The following is a 26,488-nucleotide window of genomic DNA, read 5'->3' on the forward strand; positions in this document are numbered from 1 at the left end:
CGCGGTCACCGCGCTGCGAGCGGGGCCATCACCTCGAACGTCGAGTCCCTGGCGATCCTGCGCCCGTCGCGCATGCCGCGCCACAGGTTGGCTATCCCCTTCTTCGTGACCCTGCGCTCGACCATCGCGACTCGGATGAGCTCCTTCACGAACGTCGCGGCGGTGCCGATGGCGAAGTAGAACGGCTGGTACTTGCCGTGCTCGGCGTAGTAGTGCTTCATGATGCCGCGATTGCGCATGATGTAGTACCGGTACATGTCGCTCGACGCATTCAGATGCCGCAGCCCCATATCCCACTGCTTGATCTCACGGGTGCGGCGCAGCACGAACTCGTTCACGATCACGCTGCGCGTCTGCCGTGAGGCGAGCCAGCCGTACACGGTGTCGTCCCAGTAGATGAAGAACCGCGGGTCGGGCAGGCCGATCTTCTCGACGACCGAGCGGTGGATGAACATGCCCTCGAAGCAGCCGGAGTTCATCGGGCGGTATCCGCGTGCATCGAACGCGGCTGGTGCGAACGGGATCGGGATGCCCAGCGGCACCGACACGCGGTACTGCCAGTAGAACTCGCTGCCGTCGTAGTCGTACCTGCGCCCCTGGATGCTCTTGTACCGAGGCGCCCATGCGCCCATCCGCGCCAGCCCGTCCGGGAGCACCTCGACGTCGTCGTCCATCAGCCACATCCACTCGCTGCCCAGCTCGTAGGCCACGCGCACGCCCTCGCTGAAGCCGCCGGAGCCGCCTGTGTTCTCATCGAGCCTGCGGTAGACGAGCTCGGCGCCGATCGTGTCGGAGAAGCTCTTCACGACCTCGCCCGTGTCGTCGCTGGAGGCGTTGTCGACCACGACGACGCGACCGGGCTTCGGGTCCATCCGGCCGATCGACTCGAGCAGACGTGCCAGCAGGGTCGAGCGGTTGAACGTGACGACGGCGATCGTGGCGCTGGCGGGGTCGAAGGTCTCACTCACTCGGTGTGCTCTTTCGCTGGGTGCGGTCATTTCAGTTCCTCGAGGCTCTCGCGCCGCGACTGCTCCCAGGCGAGGCGAGTGATTGCCGCCCCGTACTCGTGCGACATCCTCGGCCGGTGCGCCGGCTTGGGAGGTTCTGGCGGTTCGAGCCTAATCGCTGAGTGTGTGGCATCGCTGAGTCACCCGGGGCGCCGGTCGTCCGGCGGGAGCGGCTCAGGAATGTCCTGCCTGTCGAGAATCAGTGTGCGCCACGACCTGGCCTGCCCCGCCGTGACGATGCACAGCACCAGCAGCAGCCAGCCTGGGCCCTCCAGCGTGAACGATTCGGCGAGAGATGTCACCAGGATGACGGTGAGCATCAGCGGCATCCACAAGTAGACGCTGGAGCGCCGCTCGCTGGCCATCACCCAGCCGCGAGCGAACGCGAGTGCGCACATGCCGCCGAACAGGATGAGCCCCACCGCGCCCAGCTGCAGCGTGACGTCGAGGTACGCGTTCAGCGCGGACTCGTGCGGCGCCCCCATCAGGAAGTTGACGGTGCGGAAGGGGAAGGGTTCGTCCAACCAGTCGCCGTACCAGCCCCAGCCCTGGATCGCGCGGCGCTCCACCCAGCGCAGCACCTCGCTCCACAGCGCCGACCGGTTGGCGAGGGCCGTGGCGGCGTTGACGGTCTCGAAGATGCGCTCGCGGAACAGATACGCGACCGCGCCGAGCAGTACGACACCGATGCCGAGAGCGCGGTGCACGTCGAGCCGATTCCCCGGTCTCACACGCCGGATGAGGAGCAGGACCGACAGCGCGACCGCCAGCGCACAGGCGAGCACGAGTGCTGTCGGCGAGGCGGACAGAGCGGCCGACACGCCGGCCAGGACGAGCGACCCCACGGCGACGCCGGTTGCGACCGCACGCAGGCGCCACTCCACGAAGAACGTCGCGATCGCGATCATCGCCACGAACGCGAGCATGTTGCGGGTGCCGAACATGCCCTGAATCGGACCGAGGAAGGCGATGTCACCCGGCATCGCCAATTGTGGGAAAGACGTGTCCAACAGGATGCCGACCAGCACCTCGAGCGCGATCGACAGGCCGAGCAGTGCGCGGAGCACATCGCCGAGGGCGCGCACGACCTGCATGGTGTCTCGCACCTGGGCGATCGTGACCGCGACGAAGGCGTAGCAGAGCAGTTCCAGCCATCCGGTGAACGACTCCCACCTGTCGAACGCCCACGCCACGCTGACCAGTGCCCACAGCACGAAGCCGAGCAGCATCGTCGGGGCGAACCCGATCAGCGTCAGCTCGCGCCTGCGCACCCACAGCATCGCGGCGCCGACGACGGCGAGGCCAGCCATCATCGAGTACAGCGTCCATGCGGACGCGATGTGCTCGATGGCGAAGCCCGACAGCGCCGTACCGAGGGCGATGAGCGTGTACACACGCGCGAAGTCCGCCGAACCCAGCAGGTCGATCAGTCGAGCGCGCAGCATGCGGATCATCGCGGAGCGGTGCCGAGGACGGTCGGTGAGGCGTACGACGGCACACCCCGCGGTGACTCTGCCGCGCCGACGCCGATGACGGGCGCCAGCTTGATGCGGAACGTCAGGCTCACCATGAGCATCCACCCCCACAGCATCAGCGGGCCGGACTCGGTCAGGCCCTGTGTGAGCAGGACGGCCATGATGAGCAGAGGCGCGAGCGACAGCGCAGAGTACGGCCGGTTCGCTTCGAGATCCCACCTCGGCCTGTCGATCGCGAAGAACCACGCGCGCCACGCGGCCGCGACGAAGACGACCAGAGCGACGGCGACACCGACGACGCCGAGCTGCAGGAAGACGTCGATCCACATGTTGTGCGCGTGGAAAACCGTGAGGTCGTGGTCGACGATCCAACCGTGGAACGCGTCGTCCCACGGCACCCAAGGGGTCGCGAAGCCGTTCCCGAACGCCGGATGCGCGCTCGCTCGCTCGATGACATCGGCCCAGATGGCGTCGCGGCCGCTGAGACCGTCGCTGCGGCCGAGGACGTCGGTGACCCGGTCCCACAGCAGGACGACGGCGATGATCGCCGCTGCGGCGGCGCTGAAGACCAGCGCGTACAGCCTGGTGCGACCTGCGCGAGTCGTGATGCGGCGCATCAGGAGCGCGATGACGGCGACGGCGACGGCGACGGCGAAGGCGACATGGCCCGTGGCGGAGTCGGCGCGCAGATACAGGAATGCGGCCACGACGAGCCATGCGACCTGCAGCGCGCGATGCCGCTGCCGCGCGGCGAGGCGCACGGCGACCAGGATGATCGCGATCAGGCAGACGATGCTGAGCACGTTCGCGTTGCCGACGACGCCCTGAATGCGTGCGTCGAGATCGAACAGGTCGCCGCGCGTCCAATAGATCTGCGGGTCCGGATCGTCCGGCATCTCGATGAAGTTGGGCGCCACAGGGCCGCGCACGACCGATGCGGCCCACAGTTCGAACACGAGTGACAGCCCGACGACCCACTTCAGCGCGAGCTCGATCGTGCGCAGCAGCTCGCTCCAGGTCAGCACGTGTGCGACGAACAGGGCGGGGACGGTGGTGCCGAGCAGCAGCCCCCATGTCTGGGCCGACGCGCCAGGCCACTGCGACCATGCGATGGACGCTCCGGCGAGGGCGACGTACACGAGCGTGGCCCACGGCAGTCGTCGCCATGCCAACGGCACGACGTGCACGCGTTGGTCGGAATCGCCGTCTCGCCCTGGGCGCACGATGAGCGGGATCCACACGGCGAGCGTCGCGAGGCCGAGCACGGCGAGCACGGCGAGCGAGCCGACGTTGAACAGGTTCCACAGCGCCGTGTGCGCGAACGCGGAGAAGAACAGGAGAACGGTGAGCGCCCGCAGTGCGATCCGCCCCGTGGCCTCTCTGGCCGGGGCGGTCGGTACCGGCGCGATCTGGTGACGCGTGAGCTGGGCCATCGTGTGCTTCAGCGTAGCGCGCGAAGTTTGCGCGAGCTCCGAGTGTGACGTGCCGCCTCTGCGGATATATCCTGGCGCACGTGCTGACGACTCTGACGAACGCCCCGCGCGACTACGCGTGGGGCTCGCGGACCCTGATCGCCGATCTCGAGGGCAGGCCGGCGACGGCCGGCCCGGAGGCCGAGGTGTGGTTCGGTGATCATCCATCCGATCCAGCCGAACTCGCCGACGGCACCGCGCTCGACGCCTGGACGGCACGGCGGGGAGCGGAGCACGGCATCGACGGGCGGCTGCCGTACCTGATGAAGATCCTCGCCGCCGCTTCGCCGCTGTCGATCCAGGTGCATCCGTCGAAGACGCAGGCGGAGGAGGGATACGCCCGTGAGGCGGATCTCGCCCCTGGCGCGGTGCGCAACTACGCCGACGACAACCACAAGCCGGAGATGATCGTCGCCCTCAGCGACCGCTTCGAAGCCCTCAGCGGGCTCCGCTACGCCGAGGGCAGCCGACGACTGCTGGCATCGCTCGGAGGGGCGGCGGACGACCTGATCGCGAAGATCCCGGATGACGCGTCTCTGAAGGCCGCGGTCGGGTGGCTCCTCTCCGGGGACGCGCAGGAGAGCGTCGACCGGATCATCCGGGCATTGGCCGACGCCCGCTCGACGGAGTTCGCGTCGACGCTCGCGAACGCACGACGCATCGCGCAGGCCTATCCGTCCGATCCCGGTGTCGTCGTGGCGCTGCTGATGAACCACGTCATCCTGCGCAGGGGCGAGGGCATGTTCCTGCGTGCTGGTCTGCTGCACGCGTACGTGTCGGGGCTCGGCATCGAGATCATGGCAGCCAGCGACAACGTGCTCCGCGGGGGGCTGACGCCGAAGCACATCGACGTCGACGAGCTGATGAGCGTCGTCGATGCCACGCCGGGGCCCGTGCCCGTCGTGCTGCCGACGTCGGCGAACGGCAGCTCGCGCGGCGTGGAGCTGTTCCCCGTGCCCGTGAGCGATTTCTCGCTGATGCGCGCCCGCGTGTCGAACGGAGCGGACGCGCGCGTCGCGCTGACCGGCGTCGGGATCGTGCTCGCCACCGAGGGCGAGGTCACCGTGGCGCAGGGCGATGCCTCGGTCGTGCTCGCCCCTGGGCGCGCCGCACTGGCGACACCGGACGACCTGCTCGCGCTCTCCGGCACCGGCACGGTCTTCGTTGCACAGCCGGGGGTGTGACGCACGACACGCGCGGCGCGACACGCCGGTATGCCGATTAACTCTCAATCGCGGGTTGAGGGTTTAAGGTCAGCGACTTGACCTGCGCGAATGACACGGGTGTAATTACTTGCGTCCACACGTCCATCGCAGCGCATATGAGGGGGAGGCGCTATGACAGGTTCGTACCGATCCGAAGTTCCGGAGGACTGGTTCGTCGATCCGGTCGATCTCGGCGTTCCCGGGGTTCGTGAACCGGCTCCCGACGACGACGGAGCCCTCGCCTGGCAGACGGACGCTCTGTGCTCTCAGACCGACCCCGAGGCGTTCTTCCCGGAGAAGGGCGGCTCGACTCGCGATGCCAAGCGCGTCTGCACGTCGTGCGAGGTGCGCCAGCACTGCCTCGAGTACGCGCTGCAGAACGATGAGCGGTTCGGCATCTGGGGAGGCCTGTCCGAGCGGGAGCGACGCAAGCTGAAGCGCCGCGCCAGCTGAGAATCCGCTCGGCGAGCGCGCCGCCCGGCGCGTGCACCTGAGCATCCGGCGCCTGCATGCTTAGGCTGACGACGTCATGTCGGCTCTTCTTCACGCCATCGTCGTCGCTCGCGCGACCGGATCCTCTGCCACGGCCGCGGATCAGCTCCGCCGCACGCTCGAGGCGACACGCGCCCAGTCCCGCACCCTCGACGCAGTGACGGTCGTCGCCTGTGGGAAGATCCAGGACCTCGAGGAGATCGCGCGCATCGGCGGTGCGACGAACATCATCAAGGCTCCAGACAGCACGAGCTTCGCCGCAGCAGTGTCGCTCGCCGAGGAGAAGGTTCCCGCCGAGCGGTCGATCTGGCTGCTGAGCCAGGGCACGGAGCCTGAGCCGGGCGCCGTCGCGGCGCTCGCCGGCGCGCTCGAACGGGGTCCGTCCGTCGCGATCGCCGCACCGAAGCTCGTCGACGCAGGCGACCCGTCGCGGATCGTCTCGCTCGGTGTCAGCATGACCCGTTTCGGCAGGATGGTGCCGCTCGCGAACGGCGAGATGGATCAGGGCCAGCACGATACAGATGATGACGTGCTCGGCGCAGACATCCGAGGCCTGCTGATCCGCGCCGACCAGCGTCAGGCCCTCGTCATCGACGCTGCGCTGGGTGGTGCCGACGAGGGGCTCGACCTCGGTGTGCGGGCGCGCCTGGCCGGCGGCCGCGTCGCTCTCGCTCCCGCAGCACGAATCGCTGTGACCGTCGGCGGCGAGGGCGATCTGCCGCGCGGTGCGCTCAGACGCGCCTACGCCGTGCGGACGGCACAGCTGCACCGCAGGCTCGCATACGCACCGGCGCTCGCAGTGCCGCTTCACTGGCTCCTGCTGCTTCCCCTCGCACTGTGGCGCACCATGGTCGACCTCGTGGCGAAGCGCCCGCGACGTGTGCTCGTGGAGTGGGCGGCAGCATTCACCGTGCTCGTGCGCTTCGCGAGCATCGCGCGGTCGCGCGGGCGGATCCGACGGTTCCGTTCTGGCGGGTGGTCCCAGGTCGATCCGCTTCGCGCCAGCGCGGCGCAGCTGCGCGAGCGCTACGACGACGGACACGTCGATCCCGTGCGGGAGCGCGATCTCGGGTTCTTCTCCGGCGGAGGAGCGTGGGCCGTGCTCGGCGGTCTCGCCGTGAGCGTCGGAGGGTTCTTCTCGCTGCTCGCATGGCCCGCGCTGGGCGGCGGGGCGCTGCTGCCGTTGAGCGACACCGTCGGCGGCCTGTGGCGCGGGGCGCTGTACGGGCAGAGACCGCTGGGCCTGGACGAAGTGACCGCGGCGGATCCGTTCTCAGCGCTGGTGGCGCTGATCGGATCGATCTGGCCGGTCGCTCCCTCGTTCATGATGATCGTGCTGTGGATCCTCGCGATTCCGCTGGCCGTGCTCGGCGGCTGGTTCGCCGCCACCCGGGTCTCAGATCGCGCCGGCGTACGCGTGTTCGTCGGCATCGCCTATGCGCTCGCACCCACGCTGCTCGCCGCGCTCACAGCGGGGCTTCCCGCCGCTGTGCTGACGCATCTGCTGCTGCCGTGGGCGTTCTTCACAGCGGCCGTCGCGCACCGCTCATGGGGGGCATCGGGCGCCGCCTCGCTGCTCCTGCTCGGCGTGCTCGCGGCTGCGCCGTCGCTCGCGCCGGCGATCGCCGTCGCCTGGGTCGTTCTGGTGCTCCTCACGATCGTGATGAGGGCTCGCGCCGGCATCGCCCGAGTGATCTGGCTGGTCGTGCCCGCCGCCGTGTGGTTCGCACCGATCGTCGCGGCACAGCTGGGCAGGGGGACGCCGTTCGCGGCGTTCGCCGACCCCGGGACGACAGCGGCGGGGCACGGCGCTGCGCGCGACTGGCTGCTCGCTGCCGGTTTCCCGACCGCGGATCCGGCGGGGTGGCTGAGCTTCCTCGGCCCCGACTTCCCCGTCGCGCAGGAGACTCTCGTCTGGGTCATCGCCCTGTTCGCCGCACCGCTGGCGCTGCTCGCGCTGGCGGCGCCTGCGACGGCCCGTTGGCGCCTCGGCTCCGGCCTCGTGCTGCTCACAGTGCTGGGGCTGGCGGGCGCGATCGGCGCGGTCGGTGTGCAGGTCGCCTTCTCCTCGGGAGATCCCGTGGCGCTGTGGCCGGGAACCGCGCTCAGCCTGGCATGGCTGGGAGCCTGTCTTGCCGCCGCCGTGACCCTCGACGTCGCGCCGCTGCCCGGCCCCGTGCGCGTGCTGGCGGGCTTCGTCGCAGTCGCCTGCGTCGCGGTGCTCGCCGTTCCCGGCCTCACGGCCGTCGCCCGCGACGACGCGGCGCTCACCAACGGACCGACATCGACCCTGCCTGCGTATGTCGGTGCAGAGGCAGCAGGAGACGCCGACGTGGGCACCCTCATCATCGCGGCGCGCGATGACGGCTCCGTCGCGGCGCGCGTCGTGTGGGGCGAGAGCGAGACGCTCGGCGGACAGTCGACGCTCGAGGCGACCGACGTCGTGATCTCCGACGACGATCGCCGCATCGCGGAGCTTACCGGCGACCTCGTCTCAGGCACGAGCGCCGATGCGGCGGCCCAGCTCGGCGAATTCGGACTGCGATTCGTGCTGCTCGCGGACGGCGGTGATCTCAGCGATGCCGCTCGCAGCACCAGCCTCGAGGCCGTGACGGCGATCGATCAGCGCGACGGCTTCGCGCGGGTCGGACAGACCGCGCGCGGCATGCTCTGGCGTCTCGACGCCGACCCGGAAGCGCGCCAGGGCCTCACCACGGCCGAACGCGCCACGGCAGGAGGCGTGCTGACCGCGCAGGCGGCCATCCTGCTGGCGGCGATTCTGCTCTCCGTGCCGACGGGCGCCAGCCGGCGCGCCGCGCGCGGTATGCCCACAGTGCTCGGGCGCGGATACGAGGAGAAGCGATGACTGTCGATCGCAACGACGAGAACGCCGGCTCCGCCGAAGACGCGGAGCCGACAGAGGCGGCATCCGTGCCGGACTCCGGTGAAGAGGGCGGAACGCCAGGAGAACCGGACACTGATCGGGCGGCAACGGAACCCGAGGCCGCTGACGGCGGTCCGGACGACGTGACCGAGATCGACCAGAGTGACGAACAGGCCCCGGGCGCTGAAGGCGACGGGGAATCGGATGAGGTCCCGGACGCAGAGGACCCGCACGCCCCGGAACCGGCGGCCACGGGACCCGTGAACAGCACGGCTCGCCGGCGGCGACGGATGAATCGGGTCAGGGCCGCTGCGGGGGCGGCACTGTCGCTCGTCGCCGCGGCAGCAGTCGTCGGCGCGACGAGCGTCGAATGGCCGACGTTCGGCGGCGAGTCGGCATCGATCGTCGTCTCGCCGAACGCGGCACCAGCCGTCGCCTCGTGCAACGGCCCTCTGCTCGCTGTGGGGCGGGACGCAACCGCCGCTGACGAGATCGCCGTCGCCCAGCAGGTCGGCGCCACCGTCGGCACATCGGGCGAGGGGGAGCCGACAGTCGAGGACCTCGCAGCCGACGGCGTCTCGGGCGACGCGGATGCGCAGCGGTACGAGCTGGAACCGACAGGCGGCGAAGCAGAGTCGCTCTCCGTCGCGACCTCGACCGAGATCAGAGCCGACGACATGTCGGGGTTCATGGCGGCCTCCTGTCGGACCGCGGCCATGGAGTCATGGATCGTCGGCGGCAGCACGGCCGTCGGAGACACCGATGTGCTGCTGATCGCGAACCCCGGCGGGGTGAACGCGACCGTTCAGCTGACGGTGTTCGGCACGCAGGGGGAGGCACAACCAGCCGGAGAACCGATTGCGATCCCCGCGATGTCTCAGGTGGTGCTGCCGCTCGCCGGTATCGCCGGCGGTGAGGAGGGGCCCGTCGTGCGGGTGACGGCGGAGGGCGCACCCGTTCGCGCGGCGCTGCAGTCGACGAGGGTGAGCACGCTCGATCCGGTCGGAGTGGACGCGCAGGACGCCGTCACCGCCGGCGAGAGCCAGGTGTTCCCCGGTGTCGCGATCGCCGAAGACGCGGTCGACGCTGACGAGACGCCAGCGTCCGTTCGCCTGCTCGCGCGGGAGGACGGTGAGGCGACCGTGACGATCACGGCTCAGGGCGAGAGCAGGCCCTCCTCAACGCTTTCGCTCGAGGTTCAGGCGGATGTGCCTGTGCAGGCCGCTCTCGACGATCTCGAGCCGGGGCGCTACACCGTCACGGTGTCGGGAGACGTCGGTCCTCTTGTCTCGGCGGTGTGGCAGACGACGGGCCCGAACGGCGATGAGGATTTCGCATGGCAGACCCCATCGCCCGCAGTCTCCGATCCCGTGACCGTCGCGGTTCCGGACGGCCCGCTCGCACGGGCATATTTGGTGGGCGATGCGGACGAGGCCGCGACGGTGACCATCGTCGGCGGAGACGTCGATGAGGAGATCAGACTCGCGGCGGGAGACAGCGCGTACGTGACGCTCGACGCGGACGAGGCGTACACCCTCGCCTCGGACGGAGGGCCCGTGCACGCCGTCGTCGCGTATCGGGACGGCGGCTCGCTCGCCGCGCTGCCGGTCTGGCCCGACCCGGCCGCCATGGACGACGTGACCGTCTTCCCCTGATCCGCCCGCAGCGTCAGAGAGCGGGGCCGAGATCCCACGGATCACGGCCGAGGTACTCACCGACGGCCCTGAAGATGATGCCCTCGATGATCAGCCTGCGTTGGAACGCATCGACGCGGTCGAGGCGCTCGAAGCGCTCGATGGGCGTGCGGTAGAGCACGACGCGGTTCTGCGAGCGGTCGATGCTCCAGCGCGGGACGCCGTCCTGACCGGTCTCAGGCGGGATCCTGCCGATCTCGAAGTGCACGTCGCGCAGTTCGGGCCACGCGCCCCTGAGGTACTCCACCGTTGAGCCGAGAACGACGTCGAACCGCTCGTATCGCGTGTCGATCGGCGGCAGAGGAGGACGCACGACGGGGCTGCGCCAGACGCGTCCGTGCCGTCCGTGCCGTGCCGCCCGCGCTCGGGGCGCAGGGCGAGAGAACCGCCCCCAAGTCACCATGCCTCAAGGCTACCCGGCGTGGGGCGGCATGCGCGGCGGACCTGGGCCGTATGGTGGCACTCGATGGAGAGAATCTGCTCGAAAGTGGCATGCACGCGCGAGGCGGTGTCGACGCTGACCTTCGACTACGAGGGCCAGATGGCTGCGATCGGTCCGCTCGGCGCAGGAAACGACCCGCACGCACACGACCTCTGCGCGATCCACACGGAGCGCATGAGCGTTCCCACGGGCTGGACGGTGCTGCGCCACTCGACTCCGTCGCTGTGACGGCAGCCTCAGCGCGTGAGTTGAGCGACCCGTTCCGTCTCGAGTGAGAGGGCTCGCAGCTCCCGCTCGCGCCGCACCGCCGCGATGGCACGCACGACGCTCTCCGGGTCGCCGGCCGGCATAGGGGAGACGAAAGGCGCGAGCTCGCCGGTCAGCTCCGCTGCGACGCGCGCCCGCGCCGGCGGGAACATGGCGGCCGCCCCTGAGACGAACTGATTCATCCGGCGTCCGACACGATCCGGGACCCGCGCGACGTCGGCGACGGATGCCCAGCCCTCCATGCCCGGCGGGAGCAACGGCACCACATCTGGCAGCTTCGGAGTGCGGGTGCGTTCGGCGTACGTGCCGGCCGCGAGGTCGCCGAGCCGCTGTGCGCGGGGCGTGAACATCCCGACGATCACGGCGGCGGAACCGGCGGTCATCACGATCTCGAGTACGCCGAGGATGCCGCGGATGAAAGCGTGGCGGAACCCGATCGATCCGCCGTCGCTGCGCACGATCCTGGCACCGACCGCGAGCTTGCCGAGACTGCGACCCTTCGTCGCCGTCTCCACCGTGACCGGGATGCAGACGAACACGACCACCAGCAGCACGATCGAGGCGATCCTGACGGCCGGGCCGGGGATGACCCCGACGCGCAGCAGCTCGTTGGCCGCCCAGATGAACCCGATGTACAGCACGGCGTACGTGACGAGGTCGATGAGCGACCCCGCCGCGCGCAGGACGAGCCCGATCGGCTGCACGTCGAGGGCGACAGCCTCGCCGGTGAGCACCTCGTCCTCGTGGATCTGCGGCCGTGTTCCCGCGCCGTTCGGGCGCGGGGCGTGTCCATGGGGCGTCGACATGGATACAGTTAATCAGGTGGACCTCGATGCGCTCAGCGCCGCTCGCCGTGACGAGTGGAAGCGGCTGGATGACCTCTCGCGATCGCGCGATCTCGACGGGCCGAGTGTCGACGAGTTCGTCGCCCGCTACCAGTCGGCATCGGCGGACCTCGCCGACATCAAGACGTCGGCAGGGCGAACGCCGCAGGGCGACCACGTCTCGACGATGCTCTCTCGCGCCCGACTGCGGCTGACCGGCACGCCGGACAATGTGCTCCGCCAGATCCCGCGGTTCTTCATCAATCAGCTTCCGGCAGCCCTCTACCAGCTGCGGTGGACGACGCTCGCCCTCACGCTCGCCTGCATCGGCATCGTGTGGCTCACCAGCGCCTGGATCGTCTCCGATCCGGCACTGGTGGCGACGCTGGGCTCGGAGTACCAGCTCGAGCAGTACGCGGAGGAGGACTTCGTCGCCTACTACAGCGAGCACAGCGGCGCGATGTTCGGTGCGATGGTGTGGACCAACAACGCCTGGATCGCCGTGCAGAGCGTGATCTTCGGCATCACGGGCATATGGCCGCTCTACGTGTTCGTGCAGAACGCGGTGGGCCTCGGCACGTCGGCCGCGATCATGTTCGAGTACGACAGGGGAGCAGACTTCGTCCTCTACATCCTTCCCCACGGGCAGCTCGAGATGACCAGCATCTTCGTCGCCTGCGCCGCAGGGCTGCACATGTTCTGGGCGTGGGTCGTGCCGGGGCACAGGAGCCGGATGGACGCGCTCGCATCGCAGGGCAGGGCGCTGGCGACCGTCGCGATCGGGCTGGTGCTCTCGCTCGCGCTTTCCGGCGTCGTCGAGGGATGGGTGACGCGCCAGGAGTGGCCGTGGGCGATCAAGATCGGCATCGGCACGCTCGCGCTCGCGGCGTTCCTCGTCTACATGCTGGTGCTGGGGCGCCGTGCGGCGGCATCCGGCGAATCGGGCGACCTCACGGAGTACGAGGCGGGCACGCCTCGGCTCGTCGCCGGTTGACTCGCTCGCGCAGCGCCAGCCGAACGGCCCCGCACACCTCGGTTCGGTGTGCGGGGCCGTTCGGCTGGAATCGCTACTTCTTCTCGGTGTCGAAGAGCGCGCGGTAGGAGACGCCGGCGATCAGGGCGCCGACGATGGGGAAGACGAGGAACACCCACAGCTGAACCAGCGCCTCCGGTCCGCCGTAGATCGCCGAGGCGATCGAACGCGCCGGGTTCACCGACGTGTTGTCGACCGGGATCGAGATGAGGTGGATGAGGGTCAGCGAGAGACCGATGGCGAGGCCGGCGAACGCTGTGCCGCGCTTGGCGTGCGTGACGCCGAGGATCACCACGACGAACAGGCCGGTCAGTACGATCTCGATGATGATCGCGGCCGACATGCCGAATCCGCCTGGGGAGTGCTCGCCCCAGCCGTTGCTCGCGAAGCCGCCGTCCTGCGCGGTCTGCAGCCAGCCGTCAGGGCCGAACAGAGCGACCAGGAAGATGATCGTCGAGGCGATGGCGCCGCCGACGATCTGCGCGGCGATGTAGCCGCCGACGTCCCTCCACGGCGTGCGGCCGGCAGCGGCGAGCCCGAGCGTCACGGCCGGGTTGAAGTGCCCGCCGGAGATCGGGCCGAACGCGTATGCGCCGACGACGACGGAGAGGCCGAACGCAAGCGCGACGGCCGTGTAGACGGTGCCGGTGGTTCCGCCGTCGACGAAGGTGTTCGACGCGAACACCGCGGTTCCCACACCGCCGAGGACGAGCAAGAAGGTGCCGAACGCCTCTGCGGTGAGTTTGGCGGTCGTCGTCGGAACGACAGCGGTTTCTGACTCGGACATGGTGCCCCCTTCGATGTGGAGTCCGCGGTCTCGCATCGGGATCGCGGATGATCGTGACACGCACGTATCATCCGCATAGTGGCAGAAAAAAGCGGGGCAGGCGGTGCAACCCGCCCACCCCGCTTCGGGATCGTTATGTCGAATCGTCGGATTCCGTGCATCCGGATCGGACGACCTGACGCAGATCAGCCCAGTTTCGCCCGGATTCCGGCGACGATCTTCTCGTCGACCTGGCCCCAGTACCAGAAGAAGCGCTCCTTGACGGCGTCGATCGTGAGGCCGGAGTACTGACCGGCGAGCGTCTCGTGGAAACGGTCCTTCGTATCGGCGTCGAACACGTCGTTGTAGAGCGTGCGGGCCTGGCCGAAGTCGTCGTCCTCGCTGTGCAGCGTGTACGCCGAACGCACGAGCTCGCCGTCGGACTCCCAGCTCGCCTCCACGGCACGCTCCGGCTCCGCGTGCGGGAAGCCGAACGAGTTCGGCGCATACACCGGGGTGCCCGCCGGGTTGGCGCGGTACTGCATCGGACCCTCGTGCATGTAGGTGAAGGTCGGTGCTGCGTGCGCCTGGTTGACCGGCAGCTGGTTGTAGTTCGGGCCGATGCGGTAGCGCTGCGCATCGGCGTACGCGAACGCCCGAGCCATCAGCATCTTGTCGGGCGAGATGCCGGTGCCAGGCACCTGGTTGCCCGGCGAGAACGCAGCCTGCTCGATCTCGGCGAAGAAGTTCTGCGGATTGCGGTTCAGCGTGAACTCACCGACCTTGATGCGCGGGTAGTCCTCGAAGGGCCACACCTTCGTCATGTCGAACGGGTTGAAGCGGTAGGTCTTCGCGTCGTCGTACGGCATCACCTGCACGTAGACGTCCCACCCGGGGAACTCTCCGCGGTCGATGGCCTCGTAGAGGTCACGGCGGTAGTAGTCGGCGTCCTCGCCGGCGATGCGCTCGGCATCTGCTGCGTCCATCCGCTCGACGCCCTGCTTCGAGACGAAGTGGTACTGCACCCAGAAGCGCTCGCCTGCGGCGTTGATCCACTGGTAGGTGTGCGAGCCGTAGCCGTTGACATGGCGCCACGACTTGGACAGACCGCGGTCGCCCATCAGGTAGGTGACCTGATGCGCTGACTCGGGCGAGAGCGTCCAGAAGTCCCACTGCATGTCGGCGTTGCGCAGAGCGGAGGAACCGAGGCGCTTCTGCGAGTGGATGAAGTCGGGGAACTTCATCGCGTCGCGGAGGAAGAAGATCGGGGTGTTGTTGCCGACGACGTCGAGGTTTCCCTCTTCGGTGTAGAAGCGCAGCGCGTAGCCGCGCACGTCGCGCCAGGTGTCGGGGGAGCCCTGCTCGCCGGCGACCGACGAGAAGCGCAGCACGACCTCGGCCTCGGACCCCGGCTGGAAGACCTTCGCTCTGGTGTACTGCGAGACGTCCTCGGTGACGGTGAAGGTTCCGAAAGCGCCGCCGCCCTTGGCGTGCGGGTTGCGCTCAGGCACCCGCTCGCGGTTGAACGACGCCAGCTTCTCGACCAGGTAGCGGTCGTGCAGCGCGGTGACGCCGTCGGTGCCGGTGGTGAGCGAGTACTCGTCGCTCGTCACCGGAGTACCGGTCTGCGTCGTGGTGTAGGAGATGTCAGCCATTGCCGTTCCTTTCACATTCTGGACAGATGGCACGGAACGTCACGCTCGCCTCGAGGACGCGCATGCCGTGATCGTGCGACGGATGAAGACACGGGGCATCGCCGACGACGCACGCGACGTCTTCGACCCGGCCGCACACCACGCACTGCATGTGGTGGTGATTGTCCTGCGCCGCGATCTCGTACAGCGCACTCGCAGCTCCTGGCAGGCTCACCCGTTGTGCGATCCCCGCCGCGGTGAGGTCGTTGACCACACCGTGCACGGTCTGCAGGGCGATGCCTGGAATGCGGCCGAGCACGTCGGCATGCAGCACGTCGACTGCGGCGTGCGGGTGGGCGGCCATGCTCTCCAGAACGGCGACGCGCTGGGCTGTCACGCGAAGACCGGCGCGTCGGAGCGCGTCCGTCTGTTCCGAGGAAGGTGCCGTGGTCGTCATCGTGTCGTCATTCTATCTTTTTCTGAGCCGTTCGTAAAAACGAACGGCACGTGAAAGATGAGTGGCGTGTCGCTGACCTAGAGTCTGCCGGCCTTCTTCAGTGAGAGGTAGCGGTCGGCGATGCGCGGCGGGAGATCGTCTGGGGTGTCGGCGATGGCGTCGGCGTCCGATCGCTGCACGCCGTTCGCGACCTGTGCCGCCGAGGCCAGTGCGGCTTCCGCGGCAGCTGCGCGATACATCTCGTCGCTGGTGCCCGTGCCGAGCGCCAGGTCGTCGAGCCCTGTGTCGGTCGCGGTGCCGACCAGCACGACAGTGCCCGCCCTCACCATGGTCCCGAGCGTCCCTAGGAAGCCGCGTGCGGCATCCGGGGCCTCCTGCGCCGTGAGCACGACGAGCAGAGACGGATTCGCGTACAGAGACCTGGCTTGAGCGAAGGCGGCGTCCCAGTCGGTGTCGATCAGCTGTGCCTCCACGGGCGCGAGCGCGTCGACGAGCGCGGGAAGCAGGCCGGGGCCGTCGACGCCCGTCACCCGCGCGCGCACGGCACGATCGAATGCGACGAGGTGCACGTGGTCGCCGGCGCGGTTCGCGAGCGCGGACAGGAGCAGTGCTGACTCGAACGCCGCGTCCAGTCGGGTGCCGTCACCCACACGCGTCGCGGCCGTCCTGCCTGAGTCGATCACGATCACGACGTGCCTGTCGCGCTCGGGCCGCCAGGTGCGCAGCATCGTGGTGCCCGCCCGTGCCGTCGCCCGCCAGTCGATCGAACGGACGTCGTCGCCGCGCACGTACTCGCGCAGCGAGTCGAACTCCGTACCCTGACCCCTGACCTGGATGCTCGTGTTCCCGTCGAGCTCCTTCAGTCTGGCGACGCGGCTGGCGAGGTGCCTGCGCGCATGGAACGGAGGAAGCACCCTGATGGCGCCCGGCGCCGCGATGGACCGCTGCTTCCCCGCGATGCCGAGCGGACCGGCCGCGCGCACCACGACGAACTCGCTGCGCAGCTCGCCGCGACGGCGGGGCAGCAGGGAGACAGCGACAGTGCGGGACTCGCCTGCGGGAACGTCGATCGCCATGCGGTCGCCCTGTGCACCCGCTGTCGGCTGCCACGCGTCGCGCACGCGCCCGCTGATGCGCCTGTTGGTGGGATTGCCGAACCGGATGCGCGTGCGGACGGGGTCGGAGAGCTTGGCACGCTGCGGCACGTCGCGGGAGACGATCAGACCACGGGGATCGGCTGCCGCCAGCACGTCGATCCACGCGAGCACGACGCACAGCGCGACCCAGAGCCACGCTACGAGCCACGGGTCAGCGCCGACCGCGCTGAGCAGCACGACGGGGATGATGCCGACGGCGACGACGATCGACGAGCGTCCGGTGAGGAACACGAGCGCGACCTCAGATCGGGACGCGGGTCTGCTGCAGCACCGAGTTGAGCACGGCGTCGACCGAGACCCCCTCGATCTCCGCATCGGGGCGCAGCTGGATGCGGTGGCGCCACACCGGCACGATCATCGCCTGCACGTGATCGGGCGTCACGGCGGGGTAGCCGCTCAGCCATGCCCATGCCTTCGCCGCCGCGAGCAGACCGGTCGAGGCGCGAGGGCTGGCGCCGACCTGAACGGACGGGCTCTGCCTCGTCGCCCGCGCGAGATCCACGACATAGGCGAGCACGTCATCGGTGACGGTGACGGCGGCGGCTGCCCGCTGCGCACGAAGGATCTCGTCGGCCGTGACGACCGCCTCGACCCCGTCGAGCTCGCGCGGGCGGAACCCGTCGGCGTGACGGCGCAGCACGGTGACCTCGGCGTCGCGCTCAGGCAGATCGATGACCAGCTTGAGCAGGAAACGATCGAGCTGGGCTTCGGGGAGCGTGTACGTGCCCTCGTGCTCGATCGGGTTCTGCGTCGCGCAGACGATGAACGGGTCGGGCAGTGCGCGTGTGACGCCGTCCGCCGACACCTGGCGCTCCTCCATCGCCTCGAGCAGCGCCGACTGCGTCTTCGGGGGCGTGCGGTTGATCTCGTCGGCGAGCAGCACGTTCGTGAACACCGGTCCCTCGCGGAACTCGAACTCGCCGGAGCGCGCGTCGTAGATCAGCGAGCCCGACACGTCGCCGGGCATCAGGTCGGGCGTGAACTGCACGCGCTTGGTGTCGAGGCCGAGAGCGCGGCTGAACGCGCGCACCATCAGCGTCTTCGCGACGCCTGGCACGCCCTCCAGCAGCGCGTGCCCGCGGGCGAGCAGCGTGATCAGCAGACCGGTGACGGCGCCGTCCTGGCCGACGACGGCCTTGGCGACCTCGTCGCGCACTCGGGCGATGGCCCGCTGCGATTCGTTCTGCGCCGGCCCGGATGCCGCGGCGGGCATGTTCGCGACCGCGGGCTGCGACTGCTCGGGCGTCGGCGCGTACTGGGGCGCACCCGGCTGCTGCGGTGCCTGCGGCTGACCGTACTGCGGAGCTGCCTGCTCGTATCCTGGCGGGGCTGGGCGCGGCGGGATGTCGCTCATAGCGTCTTCCTTTCGGTGCGGACGGCGGCGTCGACGGCCGCCTCGAGGTCTCTGATGCGGTTGCCGAACTCGGCGAGGTCCGCGTCGGTCGTCGGTCGGTGTTCGAAGATCGCTGCCACGTCTGCACGGTTCGCACCGATGCGCGCCGCGGCGGCATTCGCGACCTCTTCCGGTGCGGCACCGAGGTGCAGGCCGAGTCGCACCGCCATTCTGGCGATCGCACCGCGGCGCACGAGGTCCGCGGCGTGGGCCGCATCGCCTGTGCGCTGGTAGAGCCTGGCCCGGCCCTCGAGCGTCTCGCTGCCGCGCACGGTGACGGGGAGCGTCTCCGCCACCAGCGGTCCGAACCGTCGTCCGCGCCAGATGCCGCAGGCCACGGCGGCGATGCCGGCCAGCACGATCGCAGGCGAGAGCCACAGCGGCGTCAGGTCGCCGAGCGTCGGGGGAGCAAGCGTCTCGTCGACGTCGCCGGGGCTCGGCACGTACCAGACGAGTTCGTCTGCTGTGCCGAGCAGACCGATGCCGAGCGATGCGTTGCCGTCATGGGCGAGGTGCTCGTTGTCGAACAGTCGGGTTCCGTCGACGAGCACGACCTCCGCACCTGCTGTGTCTCCTGACAGCAGACCGAAGGACGACCCGACCGGGTAGCAGGCCGTGTCTGCGGAGCCCTGCTGCCAGATCAGGCCCGGCTGCACGCCGCCCGCCCGCTGCGCCGCCGGCAGGTCGCAGGCAGGCTCGGCGGCGGCATCTGCGGTGCCGGCGTAGAGCGAGGTCTCGCCGTCGCCGAAGGTGATGCGTGTGTCCCGCGAACTCGGGTCGATCAGCACGGCGCTCTGCGCGGAGCCGATCAGCTCGGAGAGGTCGGCGTCGCTGAGCAGGCTCGTATCGTTGATCACGAGCGTGCCGTCGGTCGACGCGGCCATGGCGTCTTCGCGGTTGCGGACGATCTCGACGTCGACTCCCTGTCCGCGCAGCAGCTCGGCCAGCGCCATACCGCCGGTGGGGCCAGGATGATCCGGATCGAGCGCGTCCTTCTCCTGCCACTGCTGGATGGGAATCAGAGCGATCCCGATCCCCACGACCACGATTGCGACGATGAGGGCGACCCACCCCCACGCGCGCCGCCTTCTGCCGCGCGAAGGTGCATCTGCGGCCTGGCCGGCGCCGGTGTCGTCCGCCGCGATCGCGACCTCGCTCAGATCGCTGCTCACGACGCCGCTCCGAACGCGAAGGCCAGCTTGGCCGGTGTCGTGTGCGCCACCTCGTCGTCCACGCGGGTGACTTCTGCGTAGGTCTCGGCGGTGCCTGGCCGGCGGAGGTACCTCACGTCGTCGAAGCGGGCCGCCGCACGCCGCAGTGCGTCGCCGTGTTCGGGGAAGAACTCGGCGGCCACATCGGCCAGACCGATGGCCGTGACGCCGGGCACCGGATCGAGGATGTCGCGCTCGTCGAGAGCGCGCGCGAGGGCACGGAATCGGTCGGCGATCGCCTGCTCCCACCGGCCGGAGGCCGCGTGGGAATCAGCGTCGGCGCGAAGCTCGGCAGCCGAGCGGCGGTCGTCCTCGCCGAAGAGAAGCGCAGACGGCTGTGACTGCCGGTGCGCGAGCTTCGGCCTGCCCCAGAGGATGAGGCCGGCTGCGATCAGTGCCGCGAGCAGCACGATTACGATGATGACGACGATCGGGCTCCACGAGACGCCGACGCCGCGCAGCGTGAGCGAGGAGAGGAAGTCGGCGATCGCGAGGGCGATCCGGTCGATGAGGTTCGGCTGAGCCGCCTCGTACACGTGTCGGGACAGCTCCTGTTCGGCGAGCCTGCGGGCGTCATCCGGCCCAGGCAGATCGGGGAGCGCGGTCAGAGCGTGGGCGAGTGGACTCACGGCGCCGGTGTGCCCCCCTGTGCGCCGCTGTCATCGTGCCCGCTCGGCGGAGCGTAGGGCGGAACGGGCGGCGCCTGAGGCGGGTAGGGGTGCTGCTGCGGGGGGCCGCCGTATGGCGCGGCCGGCGCGCCTGGCACCTGGTACGCGCCGGGTGCCTGGTACGCGCCTGGCGCCTGCGGGGAACCCGGTGCCTGGTACGGAGGCTGCTGCCCAGGAGCGGCGTACGCGCCATGCGGCTGGTAGCCGACTGCCCCCTGCGGTGCGTAGCCGTAGCCCGGCGCGCCCTGCGGCTGGTAGCCGGGCGCACCCTGCTGCGGGTAGCCGGGCGCGGGGTAGCCGTAGCCGAACGTCGCGCGGGGAGGGGCGGTGTCGTCGGGATCGTAGGCGTAGGGATCCTCGAACGCTGTGCCGCCGGCGTCGCGGGATTCGACGTAGCGCTGCATCTTCATATCGATGCCCTCTCGGCGCATCCGGAGATCGAGGTACACCAGCGCCGACGATGTGCTCACCACGACGGCTGTCACGCACTGCACGAGGAACGAGCCGACCATCGAGAGCCCGAACGCGAAGATGAACATCACGTCGTCACCCGCCGCCCCGCCGGTGGGGGCGATGACCGTTCCGAGCAGCATGCCGAGGAACATCAGAGGGTAGGAGACCACGGAGCCTGCCGTGCCGAGGATCAGTGACAGCAGGATGTAGATGCCGAAGGTCGGCCAGAAGCGCCCCTTCGTGAGCGTCCACGATCGCGAGATCGCACGGAATACGCCGGCGCGTTCGAGCACGATCGTCGGTGTGACGACGTAGAGCTTCGTGTAGAGCCAGTAGAAGAGGACGAGGCCGCCTGGGATCCCGAGCAGCAGGGCGACCACACCGAGCACCGGTCCCGCTCCGGTCAAGGTGAACAACGCGATCATGGCTGCGACGATCGCGACCACGACGATGAGCGCGAGAGACATCAGCAGCGTGTAGCCGACGAGAGTCCAGATGCGGCCCTTCACCCTGGCCCAGATGCGCCCGAACGTCGCCTTCTCGCCGAGGGCGGAGTACGACACCTCGCCGACGACGACCGCCTGCACGATGATGGCCAGCGCGCCGACGACCAGGCCGACCACGATGGCGCTGCCGCCGGTGATCACGGCGGCGCCCGCCTCGAGCTCGCGGTAGTCGGCGGAGCTCACGGGTACGGTGTCGAGGCGGGAGTACGCCCAGAAGGAGATCGCGCCGACGGCGGTCGCGAGGATCACACCCGCGGCCATCTGCAGGCCGATGGCGAAGCCCAGCAGCACCTTCGGGTTCCCCCGCAGGGCTCCGAACGACTTGCCCAGCACGGTGCCGAACCCGAGCGGATGCAGCGGAATCAGGCCACCGCGCGGTGCGGGCGTCCATGAGGCCGCGTTCGTCATGTCTTCCTCCTCGCGGGCGCGCGCTCGACGAGTGCCACCCGGCACCATCGTTTCACAGATGCACGACACCCGTGCCGCCGCACCACCGGGCAGAGCTGCCCGTATGCACCCGCCTATCGGCGAAGTCGGCACGCCTCATCCGGATGTGACCGGCCTTCGGATAATCTGGGCAGATGACAGCCCGGATCTTGGTCGTTGACGATGACACCGCGCTCGCCGAGATGATCGGTATCGTGCTGCGCACAGAAGGCTTCGAACCGTCCTTCTGCTCCGACGGCGCCCTGGCGGTCGAGAGCTGGCGACGGGAGAAACCCGATCTCGTGCTGCTCGATCTGATGCTGCCAGGAAAGGACGGCATTCAGATCTGCACGGAGATCCGTCAGGAGTCGGGGGTTCCGGTGATCATGCTCACGGCCAGAACCGACACCACGGACGTGGTCAACGGGCTCGAAGCCGGCGCGGACGACTACATCGTCAAACCCTTCAATCCCAAGGAGCTCGTCGCGCGCATCCGTACGCGCCTGCGCACAGGAACGGACAACGAGTCTGCGGAGACGATGAGGGTCGGCGACCTCACGATCGACGTCGCCGCCCACGAGGTCAAGCGCGACGAATCGATCATCGCACTCACTCCGCTCGAGTTCGAACTGCTCGTCGCGCTCGCGTCGAAGCCGAACCAGGTGTTCTCCCGCGAGATGCTGCTCGAACAGGTGTGGGGCTACCACTACAAGGCAGACACGCGTCTCGTGAACGTGCACGTGCAGCGTCTGCGCGCCAAGGTCGAGGTCGACCCTGACGACCCCAAGATCGTGACGACGGTGCGGGGCGTCGGCTACCGCGCCGGAGCCGTCGTCTCCTAGCTCGTGCCTCCCACGTCGGCCGTTCCTGCGCCATCGGGCGGCCGCGGCCCGTTGCGAACGGTCCGTCGTGTCTCGAGCCTGTGGCGCGGCTCGCTGCGGTTCCGGACCACCCTCATCGCGGTCATCACGACTGTCGTCGCCGTGATGATCGCGTGCGTGTGGATGGCAGCGCAGATCCAGAGCGACCTGTTCGAATCCCGCAGCGTTCAGGTGCAGTCGGACGCGGCCCGCGCCGTGCAGATGGCGCAGGAGGAGCTGAGCGAGGCGGAGGACGCGACGGAGCGCACCGAGGCGGACGGGCTCATCAAACGCGCTTTCGACGTGCTCGTCGAGCAGTCGCGCACGTCGAGTGTCGTGTATCAGCGCGTCGACCAGACACCGTCGACGATTGCACCGCCGGACGGGGGCGCCGCCGATCTGCGGCCGGAGCTGGGGCTGGTCAGCGATGGATTGAGCGAGCGCGTGATCACGAGCGACCAGCAGTGGTGGCAGTCGGTCGAGCTGCGTGCGGAGGACGGCACGGTGAATCCCGGCATCATCGTCGGCCAGCAGCTCAACCTTCCGGGTGTCGGCGCATACGCGATCTACTTCGGCTACGACCTCGTCGATTCGAACGAGACCCTCGGCTTCGTGCAGCGCACGCTGTGGATCGCCGGCGTCCTGCTCGTCGCGATCGTCGGTCTGATCACGTGGCTGGTGCTGCGCTCGATCGCGGATCCGATCATCGAGGTGGCCGAGACCAGCCGCCGCATCGCAGACGGCGACCTGCAGGTGCGCATCCCCGTGGAGGGTGAGGACGAGCTCGCCGCGCTCGGCGCATCGTTCAACCAGATGGCGGACAGCATCGAGCAGCAGATCCGCGAGCTGGCGGAGCTCTCGCTCGTGCAGCAGCGGTTCGTCTCGGATGTCTCGCACGAGCTGCGCACGCCGCTGACGACCATCCGGCTGGCGGCGGAGATGATCAACGACCAGCGCGAGAACCTCGACGGGGCGATGGCGCGCGCGGCGGAGCTGCTGTACGCGCAGGTCGCGCGCTTCGAAGAGCTGCTGGGCGACCTGCTGGAGATCAGCCGCTACGACGCCGGTTCCGTGCAGCTCGAGCATGAGGCGATCGCGCTCGCGGCCACCACCGAGGACGTCGTCGACTCGATGCGACAGCTCGCAGAGCAGCACGGAACCGACCTGAACGTGGTCGCGCCCGGCGGTCACACACCCGTCGACATGGACCCCCGTCGTGTGCGGCGCGTGCTGCGCAACCTCATCGGGAACGCGATCGAGCACGGCGATGGCAGGCCGATCACGATCACCGTCGACAGTGATGAGACCGCGGTGGCCGTCGGCGTGCGCGATCAGGGCATCGGCATGACGGAGGAGGACAGCCAGCGCGTGTTCGACCGCTTCTGGCGCGCCGACCCCTCGCGCAAGCGATCGATCGGCGGAAGCGGTCTCGGGCTGTCGATCGCGCTGGGCGACGCCGTCCTGCACGGCGGCAGGCTCGAGGTGTGGTCGAGGCCAGGCAGCGGCACGAACTTCGTGCTCACACTGCCGCGCGGCGCGGGGGAGCGGCTGGCGTCCACCGGACCGGTGCCGCTCGAACCGGACGACGCGACTGAGGAGGATCTCCCATGACGAAACCTGGTCGTCTGATCCGGGCAGTCGCCGTGCTCGCTGCGGGTGCAGCCGTGCTCGCCGCGTGCGCCGGCCTGCCGACGTCCGGGCCCGTCAACCCCGGGGTTCCGGCCGACGAGGTCGCCGACGCACCGTTCCTGTACTACCCGGGAGGCCCGGCCGTCGGAGCGACGCCGGAGCAGATCGTCAGCGGCTTCGTGGAGGCGGCGACCAGCCCTGCGGAGGGCTGGACGACCGCCAGAGAATTCCTCACCTCCGCGTTCGCCGCCGACTGGGAGCCGGATGCGCACGTGACGATCGATGTTCCGAGCGCCAGGGCGTACGACGCGGCGCGGCTCGAGGACGAGGGGATCGTCGAGGTCAGCGTCGAACCCGTCGCCACCGTCGACGAGCGCGGCGTCTACCGGGTGTCTGACACGACGCAGACCCAGCTGGCATTCGAGCTCGAGCAGCGGGAGGACGGCGAGTGGCGCATCTCGCGAGCACCGGCAGGCATCGTGCTCGATCGCGATGTGTTCCCCGATGTCTACCACGACTACACGCTGCAGTACTACGACCCGACCTGGAGCTACCTCGTGCCTGACGTGCGCTGGTATCCGGCCGAGACGAGTGAGAGCAGGATCGCCGCCGAACTGCTCCGCGGCCCGAGCCCGTACGTCGCAGGCGGCGTCAAGACGGCGTTTCCTCGGGGCACGCAGCTGGCGGCCGCCGGGGTCGTCGTGGACGGCTCGACCGGCGCGGACATCACGCTCACGCAGGACGCGGCTTCGGCAGAGGGGGCGCAGACGAGCCGGATGCGCGCGCAGATCGCAGCGAGCCTGGCGAGCTTCGGCGTGCTGAGCGTCCGGCTGCACGCGGGAGGCGGTGATCTCACTGCCGAGGCGCACGTGCCGACGTCGACTCGACCCGATTCGCGCGCCCTCGTACTGGGCGATACGGGGTACGACGAAGGCTTCGGATTCCTCGACGCGGGCGGATCGATCGACGACCTCTCGAGCTTCGGCAACGTCGCGGACGAGATCGGCGACGCCACCTCGATCTCGCTGTCGTCCGACCGCACGGCCCTGATCCTGCAGGGCGAGGACGGTGTGGTCTCACGCCGCACCACCGACGGCGGCGCCCCACTCGATCAGCGAGACAACCTGATCGAACCGACGCTCGACCCGCAGGGCTTCCCGTGGAGTGTTCCAGAGGACGCGCCTGGTGAGCTCGTCGCGTACACGCAGGACTATCAGCCGCTGCCGATCGACAACGCCTTCGACGGAGCCCAGCGGGTGCTCGCGATGCAGGTGTCGCCTGACGGGGCCAGGATGGCCGCGCTGATCTCGACCGAGTCAGGCACATGGGCCGTCGCCATCCCGGTCATCAGGGACACGGACGGAACTCCGACGGCACTCGGGGAGCCCGTGGGCGTGACCGCGCTCGATGGCGCGGGCATCGACGTGGCGTGGCTCGACGACAGTTCGATCGGCATCGTCGCGCGGGATTCGGCCGGCATCGAGGTCGTCCAGCAGCAGATCGGCGGCCCCGCGACGCGGATGTCGGCCGAGTCGGACACCACGGGCATCTCGGCGGGGTCGCAGCAGACGGTGGCGCGCCTGCTCAGCGACGGCGGCACCATGTACGTGCGCCGCGGGTCGACCTGGCAGGCCGCCGCAACCGGTATCGACGTGCTCGGCACCCAGCTCGGATCCCCGCGCGACTGACCCGATCCTCGCTGCCGAGATGCGCACTTTTTGCCGAGATGCGCCGCTTTGGTCGTCGTTTCGGACGAAAAGTGCGCATCTCGGCAGCCAGCGCGCGGGCATCCGGATGATCGGCGGCACAGTGAGGGAATGGACCGGATCCGCAGAGCGCTGAGCGAGGCGCTCGCGTTCGTGCTGCCGGTCGCATGCCCGGGGTGCGGAGCGCATGGCACGGCGCTCTGCGAGGCATGTCGCGAGCTGCTGGCGGATCGCGTGCTGGCCCGCGAACTCAGCGGCGGCATCGTCGCGAACGCCGCGCTGCCGTACGAAGGCGTCCCCGCCATGGCGATCAGGGCCATGAAGGAGCGCGGTCGCACCGACATCGCCAGAGCGTTCGCCCCCGCGATGCGCTCGGCGATGGTCGCTGCGGTGCACGACCTCGATCGCGCGGCGTTCGTGCCTGTGCCGACCTCGCGCAGGTCGATGCGCCTGCGAGGCTACCGAGTTCCCGACCTGCTCGTGCGCCGCGCCGGCGCGCCGGTCGTGCGACTGCTCCGTCCGGTGTTCGCGGCTGGCGATCAGCGCGCACTCGGGCGCGACCAACGGCGCCGCAACGTCGCAGGAACGCTGCGCGCCCGCCGGGCTGCGCGGAGAGGAGACCCGCCCGTCGTGATCGTCGACGATGTCATCACGACCGGTGCGACGTGCGAGGAGGCGGCGATCGCGCTGGCGGATGCGGGGTTCGATGTGGCCGGTGTCGTCGCGCTGGCCAGCACTCCGATGAGACAGGTTCGAGAGCCCGGCGCGATCGGCACGGAGTGACTACACGCTATCGACTTCGGGCGGTGTTGTGAACCCGAATCGCC

At 69.4% G+C, this 26,488-nt stretch carries 23 protein-coding genes; 10 read left to right on the forward strand and 13 right to left on the reverse strand.

The genetic code is table 11. From position 1 onward, the window contains the following. Positions 1-5: 5 nt before the first annotated feature. From CIK77_RS12935 to CIK77_RS12945, 3 genes are all read right to left on the reverse strand, one after another. Positions 6-998, reverse strand: a complete 993-nt coding sequence (locus tag CIK77_RS12935) for a glycosyltransferase family 2 protein (RefSeq protein WP_087056503.1) — start codon at positions 996-998, stop codon at positions 6-8. A 149-nt stretch (positions 999-1,147) separates the two neighbouring features. After that, the gene (locus tag CIK77_RS12940) at positions 1,148-2,452 is read right to left on the reverse strand and encodes an O-antigen ligase family protein (protein ID WP_087056504.1); all 1,305 of its coding nucleotides are present in this window, start codon (positions 2,450-2,452) and stop codon (positions 1,148-1,150) included. Between the two features lie 5 nt (positions 2,453-2,457). Next, a complete protein-coding gene (locus tag CIK77_RS12945; RefSeq protein ID WP_087056505.1) occupies positions 2,458-3,915 on the reverse strand; it encodes an O-antigen ligase family protein in 1,458 nt (485 codons plus the stop codon). A gap of 80 nt (positions 3,916-3,995) precedes the next feature. Between CIK77_RS12945 and manA the strand changes: the two genes are divergently transcribed. From manA to CIK77_RS12965, 4 genes are all read left to right on the forward strand, one after another. Then, on the forward strand, positions 3,996-5,138 hold the full coding sequence (gene manA / locus CIK77_RS12950) for a mannose-6-phosphate isomerase, class I (protein WP_087056506.1): 1,143 nt from the start codon (positions 3,996-3,998) through the stop codon (positions 5,136-5,138). Between the two features lie 153 nt (positions 5,139-5,291). Continuing rightward, entirely contained in the window at positions 5,292-5,612 is a 321-nt protein-coding gene (locus tag CIK77_RS12955; RefSeq protein ID WP_087056507.1) for a WhiB family transcriptional regulator, read from the forward strand. A 76-nt stretch (positions 5,613-5,688) separates the two neighbouring features. Then, positions 5,689-8,517 carry a hypothetical protein gene (locus CIK77_RS12960; RefSeq protein WP_087056508.1) on the forward strand — a complete coding sequence of 943 codons (2,829 nt, stop codon included), beginning with the start codon at positions 5,689-5,691 and terminating at the stop codon, positions 8,515-8,517. Continuing rightward, complete coding sequence (locus CIK77_RS12965; RefSeq protein ID WP_087056509.1) at positions 8,514-10,190, forward strand: DUF5719 family protein; 1,677 nt, start codon at positions 8,514-8,516, stop codon at positions 10,188-10,190. The genes CIK77_RS12960 and CIK77_RS12965 overlap by 4 nt, the downstream gene beginning before the upstream one ends. A gap of 13 nt (positions 10,191-10,203) precedes the next feature. Here the strand turns inward: CIK77_RS12965 and CIK77_RS12970 are convergent, their stop codons facing one another. After that, positions 10,204-10,632, reverse strand: coding sequence for a hypothetical protein (locus CIK77_RS12970; protein WP_170934259.1), 429 nt, complete (start codon positions 10,630-10,632; stop codon positions 10,204-10,206). 63 nt (positions 10,633-10,695) lie between these two features. Here CIK77_RS12970 and CIK77_RS12975 point away from each other — a divergent pair, with 63 nt between their 5' ends. Continuing rightward, on the forward strand, positions 10,696-10,899 hold the full coding sequence (locus CIK77_RS12975; protein ID WP_170934260.1) for a DUF3499 family protein: 204 nt from the start codon (positions 10,696-10,698) through the stop codon (positions 10,897-10,899). An 8-nt stretch (positions 10,900-10,907) separates the two neighbouring features. Here the strand turns inward: CIK77_RS12975 and CIK77_RS12980 are convergent, their stop codons facing one another. Further along, positions 10,908-11,744, reverse strand: a complete 837-nt coding sequence (locus tag CIK77_RS12980) for an RDD family protein (protein ID WP_087056512.1) — start codon at positions 11,742-11,744, stop codon at positions 10,908-10,910. A gap of 16 nt (positions 11,745-11,760) precedes the next feature. On the opposite strand from CIK77_RS12980, the gene CIK77_RS12985 reads away from it, so the two are divergent. After that, entirely contained in the window at positions 11,761-12,756 is a 996-nt protein-coding gene (locus CIK77_RS12985) for a stage II sporulation protein M (protein WP_087056513.1), read from the forward strand. 73 nt (positions 12,757-12,829) lie between these two features. On the opposite strand, the gene aqpZ is transcribed toward CIK77_RS12985, so the two are convergent. The 8 genes from aqpZ to CIK77_RS13025 all read right to left on the reverse strand — a co-directional run bounded on the left by aqpZ (position 12,830) and on the right by CIK77_RS13025 (position 21,448). Beyond that, the gene (gene aqpZ / locus CIK77_RS12990; protein WP_087056626.1) at positions 12,830-13,582 is read right to left on the reverse strand and encodes an aquaporin Z; all 753 of its coding nucleotides are present in this window, start codon (positions 13,580-13,582) and stop codon (positions 12,830-12,832) included. Positions 13,583-13,767: 185 nt separating this feature from the next. Next, on the reverse strand, positions 13,768-15,216 hold the full coding sequence (locus CIK77_RS12995) for a catalase (RefSeq protein WP_087056514.1): 1,449 nt from the start codon (positions 15,214-15,216) through the stop codon (positions 13,768-13,770). After that, positions 15,209-15,652, reverse strand: coding sequence for a Fur family transcriptional regulator (locus tag CIK77_RS13000; RefSeq protein WP_087056515.1), 444 nt, complete (start codon positions 15,650-15,652; stop codon positions 15,209-15,211). The genes CIK77_RS12995 and CIK77_RS13000 overlap by 8 nt, the downstream gene beginning before the upstream one ends. 77 nt (positions 15,653-15,729) lie before the next feature. Further along, a complete protein-coding gene (locus CIK77_RS13005; protein ID WP_087056516.1) occupies positions 15,730-17,040 on the reverse strand; it encodes a DUF58 domain-containing protein in 1,311 nt (436 codons plus the stop codon). 10 nt (positions 17,041-17,050) lie between these two features. Beyond that, complete coding sequence (locus tag CIK77_RS13010; protein ID WP_087056627.1) at positions 17,051-18,022, reverse strand: AAA family ATPase; 972 nt, start codon at positions 18,020-18,022, stop codon at positions 17,051-17,053. Between the two features lie 137 nt (positions 18,023-18,159). Then, positions 18,160-19,374 carry a DUF4350 domain-containing protein gene (locus tag CIK77_RS13015; RefSeq protein ID WP_249268738.1) on the reverse strand — a complete coding sequence of 405 codons (1,215 nt, stop codon included), beginning with the start codon at positions 19,372-19,374 and terminating at the stop codon, positions 18,160-18,162. After that, positions 19,371-20,042, reverse strand: a complete 672-nt coding sequence (locus CIK77_RS13020) for a DUF4129 domain-containing protein (RefSeq protein WP_087056517.1) — start codon at positions 20,040-20,042, stop codon at positions 19,371-19,373. Before CIK77_RS13020 ends, CIK77_RS13015 begins: the two co-directional genes overlap by 4 nt. Then, positions 20,039-21,448: a glycerophosphoryl diester phosphodiesterase membrane domain-containing protein gene (locus CIK77_RS13025; protein WP_087056518.1), complete on the reverse strand. Its 1,410-nt coding sequence runs from the start codon at positions 21,446-21,448 to the stop codon at positions 20,039-20,041. Before CIK77_RS13025 ends, CIK77_RS13020 begins: the two co-directional genes overlap by 4 nt. Positions 21,449-21,621: 173 nt before the next feature. Between CIK77_RS13025 and mtrA the strand changes: the two genes are divergently transcribed. The 4 genes from mtrA (at position 21,622) to CIK77_RS13045 (ending at position 26,444) form a co-directional block, all read left to right on the forward strand. After that, positions 21,622-22,308: an MtrAB system response regulator MtrA gene (gene mtrA, locus CIK77_RS13030; RefSeq protein WP_087056519.1), complete on the forward strand. Its 687-nt coding sequence runs from the start codon at positions 21,622-21,624 to the stop codon at positions 22,306-22,308. 3 nt (positions 22,309-22,311) lie between these two features. Further along, the gene (gene mtrB, locus CIK77_RS13035) at positions 22,312-23,937 is read left to right on the forward strand and encodes an MtrAB system histidine kinase MtrB (RefSeq protein ID WP_249268739.1); all 1,626 of its coding nucleotides are present in this window, start codon (positions 22,312-22,314) and stop codon (positions 23,935-23,937) included. Continuing rightward, positions 23,934-25,643, forward strand: a complete 1,710-nt coding sequence (locus tag CIK77_RS13040; protein WP_087056520.1) for an LpqB family beta-propeller domain-containing protein — start codon at positions 23,934-23,936, stop codon at positions 25,641-25,643. Before mtrB ends, CIK77_RS13040 begins: the two co-directional genes overlap by 4 nt. 129 nt (positions 25,644-25,772) lie before the next feature. Beyond that, positions 25,773-26,444 (forward strand): ComF family protein, encoded by a 672-nt coding sequence (locus tag CIK77_RS13045; RefSeq protein WP_087056521.1) that lies wholly within the window; start codon positions 25,773-25,775, stop codon positions 26,442-26,444. The last annotated feature ends 44 nt before the right edge of the window (positions 26,445-26,488 follow it).

This window comes from Microbacterium sp. JB110 (genome assembly GCF_003335195.1).
Lineage (GTDB): Bacteria > Actinomycetota > Actinomycetes > Actinomycetales > Microbacteriaceae > Microbacterium.

Excerpts from the sequence above, each read along its gene's own strand:
- mtrA (WP_087056519.1), top strand. The coding sequence starts at position 21,622 with ATGACAGCCCGGATCTTGGTCGTTGACGATGACACCGCGCTCGCCGAG.
- CIK77_RS12975 (WP_170934260.1), top strand. The coding sequence starts at position 10,696 with ATGGAGAGAATCTGCTCGAAAGTGGCATGCACGCGCGAGGCGGTGTCG.
- CIK77_RS13025 (WP_087056518.1), bottom strand. The coding sequence starts at position 21,448 with ATGACGAACGCGGCCTCATGGACGCCCGCACCGCGCGGTGGCCTGATT.
- CIK77_RS12940 (WP_087056504.1), bottom strand. The coding sequence starts at position 2,452 with ATGCTGCGCGCTCGACTGATCGACCTGCTGGGTTCGGCGGACTTCGCG.
- aqpZ (WP_087056626.1), bottom strand. The coding sequence starts at position 13,582 with ATGTCCGAGTCAGAAACCGCTGTCGTTCCGACGACGACCGCCAAACTC.
- CIK77_RS12955 (WP_087056507.1), top strand. The coding sequence starts at position 5,292 with ATGACAGGTTCGTACCGATCCGAAGTTCCGGAGGACTGGTTCGTCGAT.
- CIK77_RS12960 (WP_087056508.1), top strand. The coding sequence starts at position 5,689 with ATGTCGGCTCTTCTTCACGCCATCGTCGTCGCTCGCGCGACCGGATCC.
- CIK77_RS12935 (WP_087056503.1), bottom strand. The coding sequence starts at position 998 with ATGACCGCACCCAGCGAAAGAGCACACCGAGTGAGTGAGACCTTCGAC.
- CIK77_RS12945 (WP_087056505.1), bottom strand. The coding sequence starts at position 3,915 with ATGGCCCAGCTCACGCGTCACCAGATCGCGCCGGTACCGACCGCCCCG.
- CIK77_RS13040 (WP_087056520.1), top strand. The coding sequence starts at position 23,934 with ATGACGAAACCTGGTCGTCTGATCCGGGCAGTCGCCGTGCTCGCTGCG.
- CIK77_RS13010 (WP_087056627.1), bottom strand. The coding sequence starts at position 18,022 with ATGCCCGCCGCGGCATCCGGGCCGGCGCAGAACGAATCGCAGCGGGCC.
- CIK77_RS12995 (WP_087056514.1), bottom strand. The coding sequence starts at position 15,216 with ATGGCTGACATCTCCTACACCACGACGCAGACCGGTACTCCGGTGACG.
- CIK77_RS13000 (WP_087056515.1), bottom strand. The coding sequence starts at position 15,652 with ATGACGACCACGGCACCTTCCTCGGAACAGACGGACGCGCTCCGACGC.
- CIK77_RS12980 (WP_087056512.1), bottom strand. The coding sequence starts at position 11,744 with ATGTCGACGCCCCATGGACACGCCCCGCGCCCGAACGGCGCGGGAACA.
- CIK77_RS13045 (WP_087056521.1), top strand. The coding sequence starts at position 25,773 with ATGGACCGGATCCGCAGAGCGCTGAGCGAGGCGCTCGCGTTCGTGCTG.
- CIK77_RS12965 (WP_087056509.1), top strand. The coding sequence starts at position 8,514 with ATGACTGTCGATCGCAACGACGAGAACGCCGGCTCCGCCGAAGACGCG.
- CIK77_RS12970 (WP_170934259.1), bottom strand. The coding sequence starts at position 10,632 with ATGGTGACTTGGGGGCGGTTCTCTCGCCCTGCGCCCCGAGCGCGGGCG.